This is a genomic window from Pseudomonas chlororaphis (genome assembly GCA_001023535.1).
Classification (GTDB): domain Bacteria; phylum Pseudomonadota; class Gammaproteobacteria; order Pseudomonadales; family Pseudomonadaceae; genus Aquipseudomonas; species Aquipseudomonas chlororaphis_E.
Map to the genome: position 1 here is coordinate 5,065,273 of CP011020.1, position 11,858 is coordinate 5,077,130.

Annotated in this window: 8 protein-coding genes; 4 read left to right on the top strand and 4 right to left on the bottom strand. The window is 64.0% G+C overall.

Features of this window, described 5'->3' with window-relative positions:
- Nucleotides 1-447: 447 nt before the first annotated feature.
- Both VM99_22190 and VM99_22195 read left to right on the top strand, forming a co-directional pair.
- Nucleotides 448-1,671 carry a multidrug transporter CflA gene (locus tag VM99_22190; GenBank protein AKK00644.1) on the top strand — a complete coding sequence of 408 codons (1,224 nt, stop codon included), beginning with the start codon at nt 448-450 and terminating at the stop codon, nt 1,669-1,671.
- A 39-nt stretch (nt 1,672-1,710) separates the two neighbouring features.
- Nucleotides 1,711-2,412: a short-chain dehydrogenase gene (locus VM99_22195; protein ID AKK00645.1), complete on the top strand. Its 702-nt coding sequence runs from the start codon at nt 1,711-1,713 to the stop codon at nt 2,410-2,412.
- A gap of 81 nt (nt 2,413-2,493) precedes the next feature.
- Here VM99_22195 and VM99_22200 read toward each other — a convergent pair whose 3' ends face one another.
- The 3 genes from VM99_22200 to VM99_22210 form a co-directional block, all read right to left on the bottom strand.
- The gene (locus tag VM99_22200) at nt 2,494-3,780 is read right to left on the bottom strand and encodes a 3-oxoacyl-ACP synthase (GenBank protein AKK00646.1); all 1,287 of its coding nucleotides are present in this window, start codon (nt 3,778-3,780) and stop codon (nt 2,494-2,496) included.
- 67 nt (nt 3,781-3,847) lie between these two features.
- Complete coding sequence (locus VM99_22205) at nt 3,848-6,907, bottom strand: multidrug transporter (GenBank protein ID AKK00647.1); 3,060 nt, start codon at nt 6,905-6,907, stop codon at nt 3,848-3,850.
- A complete protein-coding gene (locus VM99_22210; protein ID AKK00648.1) occupies nt 6,904-8,013 on the bottom strand; it encodes a hypothetical protein in 1,110 nt (369 codons plus the stop codon). Before VM99_22210 ends, VM99_22205 begins: the two co-directional genes overlap by 4 nt.
- Nucleotides 8,014-8,233: 220 nt before the next feature.
- Between VM99_22210 and VM99_22215 the strand changes: the two genes are divergently transcribed.
- Nucleotides 8,234-9,694, top strand: coding sequence for an RND transporter (locus VM99_22215; protein AKK00649.1), 1,461 nt, complete (start codon nt 8,234-8,236; stop codon nt 9,692-9,694).
- A 47-nt stretch (nt 9,695-9,741) separates the two neighbouring features.
- Nucleotides 9,742-10,527, top strand: a complete 786-nt coding sequence (locus tag VM99_22220) for a short-chain dehydrogenase (protein ID AKK00650.1) — start codon at nt 9,742-9,744, stop codon at nt 10,525-10,527.
- A 52-nt stretch (nt 10,528-10,579) separates the two neighbouring features.
- Here VM99_22220 and VM99_22225 read toward each other — a convergent pair whose 3' ends face one another.
- Nucleotides 10,580-11,851, bottom strand: coding sequence for a Long-chain fatty acid transport protein (locus VM99_22225; protein ID AKK00651.1), 1,272 nt, complete (start codon nt 11,849-11,851; stop codon nt 10,580-10,582).
- Nucleotides 11,852-11,858: the final 7 nt, after the last annotated feature.

Consider the following 11,858-nt stretch of genomic DNA (forward strand, 5'->3'; position numbering starts at 1 on the left):
GGTCCCGGTGCGACTCGGCAAGGTACATGGCCAGGAACGCTTGCTTGGGCACGTCACTGTTCGACAAGGTCTCGCGCAGCTTTTGCGCCAACTGATCCATCGCCCGTTCGAGGCTGGCGCACGCCAACACTTCCTTCGAGTCGAAGTGCGCATAAAACGCACCATGGGTCAGCCCTGACGCCTTCATCACCTCGGCAATGCTCGCCCCGGCAACACCCTTGGCACGAAACAGCCGAGACGCTTCTTCAACAATGCTCTCGTAGCGCTCTGCTGTCTGGTCCGAGGAATACCTCATGGAAACCTCCGTTTTTGTGCTTGACGGATTACATGATGATCATCATGCTTGCCGCTAAATATGATGATCATCATACATAACAACGACCTTGTTGGCTGATTTTTGTCTCCTGGTCGCTCACCACAACCGCTTCGATCAACAGGCTTAAAGGGATGACGGCTTCCGTAAGCGACTCCACCCAGGCACTTCAACCCCTGACCGGGCGGACCGTGGCGCTGCTGGCAGGCCTGGCCGCCATCGGCATGCTCTCCACCAACATCATTCTGCCGGCATTTCCAGCCATCGGCGACGAACTCGGGGTGACCACCCGCGAGCTGGGGCTGACCCTCTCCAGCTTCTTCATCACGTTCGCGCTCGGCCAGTTGATCGTCGGCCCGCTCGCCGACCGTTACGGGCGCCAGAAGCTGGTGTTGGGCGGGCTGTGCGTCTTTGTCGTCGGCACCGTCATCGCAGGTTTCGCGCCGACCCTGGAGGTCATGATCGCCGGGCGCGTGGTCCAGGCGCTGGGCGTGTGCGCCACCTCGGTCCTGTCCAGGGCGATTGCACGCGACCTGTTCGAGGGCGAGACCCTCGCCCGCGCGCTGTCGTTGACCATGGTCGCCACGGCTGCCGCACCGGGGTTTTCGCCGCTGGCGGGCAGTGTGCTGACCGACACCCTCGGCTGGCGCGCCATTTTCATCCTGGTGGGGCTGGCAGGCATCGCCCTCGCCCTCTTCTATGTCCGCGGCCTTGGCGAAACCCACCCCGCTGACCGCCGGGCACCGCATTCGGCCAGGAGCGTGCTGCTCGCCTATCGGCGCCTGGCCCTGGACAAGCGCTTCATCCTGCCGGCCGTTTCCATGAGCCTTTTGATGAGCGGCCTGTTCGCCTCGTTCGCCGCGGCCCCGGCCATCCTGATGAAAGGCCTGGGCCTGACGTCGCTGCAGACCGGCCTGTACTTCGCCTCCACGGTGTTCGTGGTGTTCGCGGCGGGCATGGCAGCGCCGCGCCTGGCTCACCGCCATGGCGCGGCGATCATCGCATTGCTGGGAATCATCTGCGCCATGGCTGGCGGGGCCTTGCTGCTGGTGGGCCCGGCCAATCCAAGCCTGGGTGGCTACGCCCTGTCCATGATCACCTTTCTTTGGGGCATGGGGCTGGCCAATCCGCTGGGCACGGCCATCGCCATGGGGCCTTTCGGCAAGGAGGCCGGAATGGCGTCGGCACTGCTGGGCTTTGTCTCCATGGCCGCCGCCGCACTGACCACCTGGCTGGCCTCGGTCCTGCCTTTTGCGCCGGTCACGGCACTGGGAGGCATTCAGGTCACGGCGTGCCTGATTGCCCTGGTCCTGTTCGTCCTGCGAGGCAGCCTCGTCAAACAACCCCTGCGGGGCTGATGCCTCGCTTTCTCTTTCGTCAACACCTGGAGATTCAACATGCAAATCAAAGGCAGTGTGGCCCTGGTCACCGGCGCCAATCGTGGCTTGGGCAAGGCGTTCGTGCAGGCCCTTCTCGCAGCAGGCGCCACCAAGGTGTATGCCGCGGTCCGCGACCCCGCCACCGTCGAAGCCCAACCGAACGTGGTGCCACTGAAACTCGACGTCACGCGCCCTGAAGACATCGCCGCGGCGGTCGAGAGCGTGCAAGACCTGACGCTGCTGATCAACAACGCTGGCATCCACGGCAACCAATCGAAAGCTAACATCAGCCTGGAGAACCTTCGCCAGGAGTTCGAGACCAACGCCGTCGCGCCGCTGGCCACCAGCCTGGCCTTCGCACCGATCCTGGCCGCGAACGGTGGCGGTGCGATCGTCAACATGCATTCGGCCCTGAGCTGGGTCAACCTGCCCAACACGGTCACGTATTCGGCGAGCAAGGCCGCCGTGTGGTCATTGACCAACGGCTTGCGTTTGCAACTGGCGAGCCAGGGCACCCTGGTGGTCGGCGTGCATGTCGCCTTCGTCGACACCGACATGACACGAGGCCTCGAAGGCGTGCCAAAGGCCTCGCCCCACGATGTCGTCCAGCGTGTGCTGGAGGGCGTCATCAATGATCAGCCAGAGGTGTTGGCCGATGAGACGAGCAACCAACTCAAGCAGAACCTGAGCAACGGCGTCTACCTTAGGCCGATTGCTTAAGGGCGCGAATGCGGGCTGCCGGGGGGGGAAAGTCCACTTTCCCCCCGGCAAACGTTCCCACGCTAACAGCTCACTGGAACATCAAGCATCCCAGCGCCGCAGCAACAAGCTGGCGTTGACGCCGCCAAAGCCGAAGCCGTTGGACAGCGCATGAGTGATCGGCATTTTTCGCGCGCTCAGGCCGACCAGGTCCAGCCCCTCGGCCGCTTCGTCGGGGTGATGCAGGTTCAGCGTGGGCGGCACGATCTGGTCGCGCAGGGCCAGCACCGTGAAAACCGCTTCGATCCCCCCGGCCGCGCCCAGCAAATGCCCGGTCGCGGATTTGGTGGAGGTGATCGCCACGCCGCGATCGCGCCCGAACACCGCGCTAATCGCCGCGAGTTCGCCGCTGTCGCCGACTTGAGTGGACGTGGCGTGGGCGTTGATGTGCTGCACGTCCGCAGGGCTGACAGCCGCCTGACGCAGCGCCTGTTCCATGGCGCGCCGGGCGCCGTTGCCGTCTTCCGGGCCGGCCGTCAGGTGGTAGGCATCGGCGCTGGTGCCATAGCCGACCAGTTCCGCCAACGGCGTGGCCCCACGGGCCAGGGCATGCTCCAGGGATTCGATCACCAGCACCCCGGCCCCTTCGGCCATGACGAACCCATCCCGATCCCGATCAAAGGGCCGCGACGCTTGCTGCGGATGCTCGGCGAAGCCGGTGGACAGCGCCCGGGCCGCCGCAAAGCACCCCAGGGTCACACGATCGATCGCCGCCTCGGTGCCGCCGCACAGGGCGACGTCCGCCTCACCGCTGCGGATCAGCCGCGCCGCGTCGCCGATTGCCTGCACGCCGGCCGCACACGCCGTGACAGGTGCGCCGAGCGGGCCTTTGAAACCGTGCCGGATGGACACGTGCCCGGCGGCCATGTTGGCCAGGAACGCCGGCGCGGTGAACGGTGACAAGCGACGCGGCCCGCGGGCATCCGTGGTGCGGACGGCGTCGGCAATGGCGCCGAAGCCACCCACACCCGACGCGATGATCGTCGCGGTGCGCTCCTGCTGCTCACTGCTAGTCGGGTGCCAGCCCGCTTGCGCCAGCGCTTCATCGGCGGCCACCAGGGCGAACTCGATGAAGCGGTCCATCTTCTTGCGATCCTTGGCCGAAATCACTCGTTCCGGGGCATAGCCGGCGACGGCATCATCTTCCAGCGACGGCACTTGGCCGCCCACGGCAACTCCCGTGCCTTCGGTGATGGCGTCAGCCAGCCGACGGATGCCGGACTGGCCGGCCAACAACCGTCGCCAGGCCTCCTCCACCCCACAACCCAATGGGCTGACGAGGCCGACACCGGTGACGACGATTCGCTTCTGACCTGTGGGACTCAACATAAGCACCTCTTCGTTTTTCAATCGACCCGCCCTTCACCAGCCTGACGCACACTGGCCGCAGCCTGCTTCATTGCGCCGGATGACCGGGACGGATCTTGAACCAGATGGAATACATCGCCGGCAGGAACACCAGCGTCATGATGGTGCCGACGAACGTACCGCCGATCAGCGTGTAGGCCAACGTGCCCCAGAAGACCGAGTGCGTCAGCGGAATGAACGCCAGGATCGCCGCCAGGGCCGTCAACAACACCGGGCGTGCACGCTGGACCGTGGCCTCGATGACGGCGTTGAACGGATCCAGCCCTTCCTGCGCGTTGTGGTGGATCTGCCCGATCAGGATCAGCGTGTTGCGCATCAGGATGCCCGACAGCGCGATCAGCCCGACCAGCGCGTTGATGCCGAACGGCTGATGGAAAATCAGCAAGGTCGGCACCACGCCAATCAACCCCAGGGGCGCTGTGAAAAACACCATGATCATCGCCGAGATCGAACGCACCTGGATGATGATGATCAGCAGCGTCAGGGCAATCATGATCGGCACCAGCGGCACGATCGCCTTGCCGGCCTTGCCCGATTCCTCGATGGCCCCGGCCTGCTCGATCCGGTAACCCTGGGGCAGCGTGTCGATGATCGGCTGCAATTGCTTGATGATCGCGCTCGACACGTCCGGCGGCTGCAAGCCTTCGGCGATGTCGCCGCGCACGGTGATGGTGGGCGTGCGGTCACGCCGTCGCAGGATCGGGTCTTCCATGCGTACATCGACCTCGCCGACCTGGGACAGGGGAATGCGTTGGCCCGTGGCCCCTACCAGGGTAAAGCCTTCGATCCTGGCCGGATCGAGGCGGATGTCCCCCGCGGCCCGACCGACCACCTGCACCGAGCGGATGTCCTCGCGCACCGCCGTGATCGGCACGCCCGCCAGCAGGAATTGCAGTTGCTGGGCAACGGCGCTGGAGGTCAGCCCGACCGCCTGCAAACGGTCCTGGTCCAGGTTGAAGTGCAGCGTCGGCGTCAGCGGTCCCCAGTCGGTGTTGACGGTCCTCATCAGCGGGCTGGTTTGCATGACGTCCTGGACGCGACTGGCGATCTCCCGCAGTTTCGACGGGTCAGGCCCCATCACCCGGTACGCCACCGGGAACGGTGAGTACGGACCGAAGACGATCTGCGTGGCCCTGACCCGCGCCTCTGGAGCGAGCCCTTCGGCCACCGCTTCGCGCAGCCGGAACTTGAGGGTTTCCCGGGCTTGCTGATCGTCTGTCAGCACCACGATCTTGGCGAACGATGGATCCGGCAGCTCCGGCGCGATCGCCAGGAAGAAACGCGGCGCCCCCTGCCCGACGTAGGCGGTGATGATCTTGGCTTCCGCCTGCTTCTGCAGCCACGCCTCGACCTTGGCGGTGGTGGCGCTGGTCTGCTCGATGGAAGTGCCATAGGGCATCTGCACTTCGATCATCACCTCGGGGCGGTCCGAGGTCGGGAAGAACTGTTTCTTCACCTGGCCCATGCCCAGGATGGACACGGCAAACAGGGTGATGACCGTGCCGGCCACCAGCCATTTACGCGCGATCACCCGCGCCAGGATGCGACGGAAGCGGTTGTAGCGTGGCGTGTCGTAGATGGCTGCGTGCCCGCCTTCGACCTTTTTGATGTCCGGCAACATTTTCACCCCCAGGTAAGGAGTGAACGCCACCGCGACGACCCAGGAGGCGATCAGCGCGATGCCGACGATCCAGAACATGTTGCTGGTGTATTCGCCGGCAGTGGACTGGGCAAAGCCGTTGGGCATGAAGCCGATCGCCGTCACCAGCGTACCGGAGAGCATTGGCGCGGCCGTGTGGCTCCAGGCATACGCGGAGGCCTTGATCCGGTCGTAGCCCTCCTCCATTTTCACCACCATCATTTCGATGGCGATGATGGCGTCGTCCACCAGCAACCCTAGGGCCAGGATCAGCGAGCCCAGGGTGATCCGGTCGAAGTTCTTGCCGGTGGCCGCCATCACCACAAACACGATGGCCAGGGTCAGGGGCACAGCCGCCGCGACCACGATCCCGACGTGCCAACCCATGCTGATAAAGCACACGACCATCACCACCAGCAAGGCGACGAAGAACTTGACCATGAACTCGTCGACCGCCGAGCTGATGTTGACCGCCTGGTCGGTGACCTTGGTCAGCGTCATGCCCAGCGGCATACCTTCATTGATCTTGCTGGTCTCGGCGTCGAGCGCCTTGCCCAGGTCCAGGCCGTTCCAGCCTTCGCGCATGATCACGCCCAGCAACAGCGCTTCTTCGCCATTGTTGCGCACCAGGAAGGTCGCCGGATCTTCATAACCGCGTTCCACCGTCGCCACGTCCGAGAGTTTCAAGGTCCGGCCTTGGATAGCCAACGGCGTGTCGCGGATTTTTTCCAACTTGTCGAAGGCGCCATCCACCCGCAAAAAGACCTGTGGCCCATGGGTTTCGATGGAACCGGCGGGGGTCAGCACGTTCTGGCTGTTCAGGGCGGCGAAGATATCCTGGGGAGACACCCCCAGGGTCGCCAGCCGATCGTGAGAAAAGGAAACGAAAATACGCTCGGCCTGCTCGCCGATAATGTTGACCTTCTTCACCCCTGCCACGTGCAACAGACGCTGGCGCAGAACCTCGGCATCACGCGCCAGCAGGCGCTGCGGCTCGCCCTTGGCCTTGAGGGCGAACAACGCAAACGTCACGTCCGAATACTCGTCGTTGACCAACGGCCCGATCACCCCCGCCGGCAACCTGGTGGCTTCGTCGTCGAGTTTCTTGCGCGCCTGATAAAACTCCTCCTGCACCTGTGAAGGCGGCGTGCGGTCCAGCAGCGACACCATGGTGAACGCCAGGCCGGGACGGGTGTACGTTTCCGAGCGGTCGTACCATTTCAATTCCTGCAGGCGTTTTTCCAGGGGCTCGGCCACCTGGTCCTGCATCTCCTGCGCCGTCGCGCCCGGCCAGGCCGTGATCACGGTCAGTTGCTTGACGGTAAAGGGCGGATCCTCCGCGCGGCCCAGCGTGAAGAAGGCCAGGGTTCCGGCGACAGCAATCAGAAAAATCAGAAAGACCGTGATGGAGCGCTCGCGCACCGCGAGAGCCGAAAGGTTGAGGCTCATTGGTGGCTCCCGGCGACCTTCACATCGTTTTGTGGCAGCAGCCTGACGGACTCACCCTCACGCAACAGATGGGCGCCCAGGCCGATGATCTGTTCGCCGACGTTGAGACGGCCGGTGACGCGTGCCGCGTCATCGCTCAAGCCCAGGACCTGCACCGCTCGCCAGGTGACTTTGGCCGACTCACCGTCGATGGCCCACACGCCTACGCCATTGCCCGGGTCGTACAACGCCGCGATCGGCACTTGCATCACCGGCCCCTGGGCCGCGCCTTCGGCGATGCGCAGCGTCACCGTCGAACCCAGCGGTGCGTTGGCCAGTGCGCCTTCGAGCACATAGCGCGCTTCGAAGGTGCGGGTCACTCGGTCTGCCGAATCGGACAGCAACCTGAGTTTCGCGGTGACAGCTGCGCTGGAGCGGCCATAAAGCGTCGCTTGCGCACTCGAGCCGACGGCGGGCCGCAGGGTTTCCGGCAACTGCACGACGGCTTCGCGTTGCCCGGCTCGCGCCAGCCGGACCACCGGTTGCCCAGGGCTGACGACCTGCCCCGGCTCGGCCAGCGTTTCCATCACCACACCGTCGGCGTCGGCGACGAGCACCGCGTAGCCGGAAGCATTGCGGGCCACGTCGGCCTGCGCCTCGGCAGCGCTGAGCTGGGCCTTGGCGGTGTCGGCGGCGGCTTTGATCTGGTCGTAGCCCGACGCCGAAATCGCGCCGGCGGCCACCAACTCACGATACCGCGCTTCATCATCCGCGGTTTGCTTGGCCCGAGCGCGTGCGGCCGTGACCGCTTCTTGCTGGGCCCGCGCCTGCAAGCCCAAGTCGATCGGGTCCAGGCGCATCAAAGGTTGACCCTTTTTAACGGTCTGGCCCGCATCCACCAATCGCTCCAGCACCTTACCGGAAACACGAAAGCCCAGGTCACTCTGAACCCGGGCGGCCACGACGCCGGTGAAAGAACGCGCACTGGTAGAGGCCCCCTGCACTTGCACCACCCTCACCAGAGGAGCAAGCGTGCGGGGATCGGTGGCAGTGGATGAATCGCCACACGCCGTGAGGACGAGAGGCAATACGCAAGCGGCCAGGGTGACAGGTCGGAGCCGGAGCATAGGTTCCCTTTATTGAGCAGAGGACGGGGAGCTCATTCTTGCTCTCGTGACCAATTCTGTCAATGGTCACCATTTCAGGTTTTATTTTCAATTCACCTCACATCTAGGTAATCCTAAGTAAACAGGGAGTCTTGGATCCGTTCGAGCGCGTTGCTCATCCATTGACAGCCTGTGACCACTCTATAATATGGTCACAAATATTGATCCTAAGGATACTTCAATGCCTCCCTTCCGCCCCCTTGCTCTGTTGGTAGGCGCCAGCCTGATGGCCGGCTGCGCGGTCGGTCCGGATTACCAGCGTCCGGACACTGCGCTCTCGGATCGCTTCCTGGGCCAGTCCTCTGTCGAACAAAGGCGCGGTGCAGCGCCCACCAGCCTCACCACCTGGTGGGAGGGATTTGGCGACCCGGTACTGAGTGATTTCATCGCCAAAGCGCTGGAGCAGAACCTTGACCTTGCCCAGGCATCGGCGCGCGTTGCCCAGGCGCGTGCCGGCCTTGGCGCCGCCAATGCCGCCCTGCTGCCCTCGGGAAACATCAGCGGCCAGGCCGCACGCGCCTATCAATCGGTCGAGACCCCGTTGGGCCGGGTGCTCGATTCGACGCCTGGCTTTGACCGGTACGGCAATGCCTATGAGCTGGACCTGAGCGCGAGCTGGGAGCTGGATCTCTTTGGTGGCCTGCGACGCGGACGCGAAGCCGCATTGGCCGACTACCAGGCCTCCGAGGCCGGTGTCGCCGCCACAAGACTTGCCGTCGCCGCGCAGACCGCTGACATCTACATCACCCTGCGCGGCCTGCAAGCGCGACTCGACATCGCGAACCGCCAGGTCAAGACCCAGCAGGACTTGCTCGAGAAAGTCCAACTGCTCTACAGCAAAGGCCTCGCCGCCCACTATCAGATCCGCCAGACCGAGGGCGCGCTCGCTCAAGTGCAGGCCACGGTGCCTGTGCTGCAGACTGGCCTGGATGCCACGCTGAATGCACTGGATGTCATGCTCGGCACACCGCCAGGCACCCATCGCCAGCAACTGGCCGAAACAGGCAGCATTCCCCTGCCCCCTCAAATCAACGAAATGGGGACGCCGGCTGATCTGCTGCGCCGGCGGCCGGACCTCATCGTCGCCGAGCGCCGGCTCGCCGCTTCCAATGCCCGCATCGGGGAAGCCATCGCCGAGTACTACCCGAAATTTTCCCTCAGTGCGTTGCTCGGCAGTGCCACCAGCGTGTCGGCCGGGCACCTGTTCTCCGGCGGCGCCAGCCAGGCTTCTGGCGCACTGGGTCTGCGCTGGCGGCTGTTCGACTTTGGCCGGATCAACGCGCAGATCGACCAGGCCAAGGGGCAGGAAGCTGAAGAACTGGCGGCCTACCGCCAATCCGCGCTTCGGGCCACCGAGGATGTCGAGAACGCGCTCTCCGCCCTGGTGAACCGAGAGTCCCAGGCAACCACCCTCATTTCAGGCGAAGCGTCACTGAGCGAGGCTCGCCAGTCGTCCTTTATTGCCTATCAGAAAGGTGCGGCCAGCCTGATCGACGTCCTCAACGCCGACCAGACGCTGCTCCAGGCATCCGATGCACGGGCACAGGCACGAACCGAGGCGGCGCGCGCGGCAGTCGCGGCGTTCAAGGCCCTCGGTGGCGGCTGGCAAGCGCCTCAGCCGCAGCCCGTGGCGAATCGATGATCTGACATGTTGTTTTCAATCTTTCTTTACCACCGGAGTCCAGCCACATGAAAAGCAACGACAATTCCTGGGTGCTCATCACGGGTGCTTCCAGCGGCTTCGGCGAGGAGTTCGCCCGGCAATACGCAGCCCAGGGAAAATCCCTGGTTCTGGTAGCCCGCAGGCTGGACAAGCTTGAAGCGCTGTCGGCCCAGTTGCGCGAGCGCTTCGGCATCGAGATCCTCGTCGAGCAGGTCGACCTGTCTTCGGTCCCGGCGATCATCGAGCTGCACAAGCGGCTGGGTCAACAGGGTATTGTGGTCGATGTACTCATCAACAACGCCGGCCATGGATTGCAGGGCCCGTTCATTGACCACGCCGTTGACCAGTCCCTGGCAATGATCAATCTGGACATCGCCAGCCTCACGGTCATGACTCGCCTCTTCGCGCAGGACATGCGCATCCGCCGTCGGGGCCACATTTTGCAAGTCGCCAGCTTGCTGTCCTATCAAGGCGTGAAGCATTTTGCGGTCTATTCAGCCGCCAAGGCCTACGTACTCCGCTTCTGCGAGGCGCTGCACCAGGAGCTCAAGGCCGATGGCGTGGTCGTGACCGCACTGTGCCCGGGCATGTCCGATACCGGGTTTGCCCAAAGCGCCAGCCAGAAACTCACGCCGGTGCTGAGGAAGGTGATGATGCAACCTCAACCGGTGGTTCGCGCCGGCATCCGCGCGCTGCAAGCCGGGCGCATGAGTGTCGTACCCGGTTTCGGCAACAAGGCGCTCACGGTGTTGACCTGGGCCACGCCGCGCTGGCTCCACCAGCGTCTGATGGCCAATGTCATGGGTGTATGAAGGTCGCCGTGTGCCGGGCGCCGCGCAGGCGCCCGGCACACGGCATGTCGCGTCAGAAGCGATAGCTGATCGAAGTACCGAAACCGCTGGCGCTGTTGCGATATTTGGCACTGTACGCGCCACGGGTCGCAGAGGTTTCGTTGACCCGCACGCTCTCTTCCTGGAGATAGGAATACGCCAGGTCGATCGTCACATCCTGCACCGGCGTCCAGCCGGCACCGAAGCTGAGCACGGTGCGATCACCGGTTGGAATCCGCGGCCCGCGGTTGGTGTTGTTGGCCGGCGACTGATCCACCGACATGCCGGCGCGCAGCACCCACTGGTCGTTCAACCGGTATGCCGCGCCGATTGCATGGGCCCAGGTGTCATGCCAGTTCTGTTCTTCGCTGACAGTGCCCAGCGCGCCGCTCAACAGTGCAGGCAAGCCTGAGTTCTCGATGGTCAGTTCCTTGAAGCGACTCCAGCGTGTCCAGGTACTGCCCAGATAAAGGGTCCAGTCATCATTGAGCTGGTGGGTGAGCGAGAGATCGACTGACTCAGGGAGGTCCACATCCAGTGACGCGTCATAACTACGCCCGCTGACCCCGACGACGCTGAAAATCCCGCCGGTGAGCTTGGACTTCGCGTCCAGGTGATAACTGACCTTGGAGTGATACGTCAGCCCCAGGCGGGTCCGGTCGGTGGCCTGCACCAGGAGACCGGCATTGAAGCCGAGTGCGGTGTCGTCGCCGTTGCTTTTCAGCTTCCCATCGTTGCTGCCGGGGCTCAGAGGATTGGGGACCATTCCGGAGATCTCACCGCTGATCCGGTTGATGGTCGGCCCGAACCCGATCGACACCTTGTCGTTGAAGGCATAGCTGACAGTGGGCTGGAAGGTCAGCGTCGTCACTTCGCTTTTGTTGGCGTAGTAACGCCCGGCAAAGTCGCTGCCGTAATCGGTGATCAAGCCAAACGGCACGTAGAAACCCACGCCGACGGCCCAGTGCTCGTCCAGCGGCTTGACGTAGTAACCCATCGGCACCGTGGTGGTTGGCACCATGTCACCGTCTTGCTGGCCGCCGAATGTGCTGCGGGTCTGGCTGATATCGCTCTTGGCAAACAGCGTCGCTGCGCCGAGGCTGACCTGCTCGTGCTTCAAGCGCGACATGCCCGCCGGGTTACCGAAGACCGTGCTGGCATCTTCCGCTGAAGAAGAACGCCCGGCGAATCCCGTCCCCATCCCGCTGATGCTCTGTTCGTTAAGGGCGAAGCCGCTTGCAAACACCTGGGAAGTGGCAAGGGTGACGGCGAGCCCCAAGGGGGCCTTGAGCAAGATTTTTTTCATTATTAGA

Excerpts from the sequence above, each read along its gene's own strand:
- VM99_22200 (AKK00646.1), bottom strand. The coding sequence starts at position 3,780 with ATGTTGAGTCCCACAGGTCAGAAGCGAATCGTCGTCACCGGTGTCGGC.
- VM99_22225 (AKK00651.1), bottom strand. The coding sequence starts at position 11,851 with ATGAAAAAAATCTTGCTCAAGGCCCCCTTGGGGCTCGCCGTCACCCTT.
- VM99_22210 (AKK00648.1), bottom strand. The coding sequence starts at position 8,013 with ATGCTCCGGCTCCGACCTGTCACCCTGGCCGCTTGCGTATTGCCTCTC.
- VM99_22215 (AKK00649.1), top strand. The coding sequence starts at position 8,234 with ATGCCTCCCTTCCGCCCCCTTGCTCTGTTGGTAGGCGCCAGCCTGATG.
- VM99_22205 (AKK00647.1), bottom strand. The coding sequence starts at position 6,907 with ATGAGCCTCAACCTTTCGGCTCTCGCGGTGCGCGAGCGCTCCATCACG.
- VM99_22195 (AKK00645.1), top strand. The coding sequence starts at position 1,711 with ATGCAAATCAAAGGCAGTGTGGCCCTGGTCACCGGCGCCAATCGTGGC.
- VM99_22220 (AKK00650.1), top strand. The coding sequence starts at position 9,742 with ATGAAAAGCAACGACAATTCCTGGGTGCTCATCACGGGTGCTTCCAGC.
- VM99_22190 (AKK00644.1), top strand. The coding sequence starts at position 448 with ATGACGGCTTCCGTAAGCGACTCCACCCAGGCACTTCAACCCCTGACC.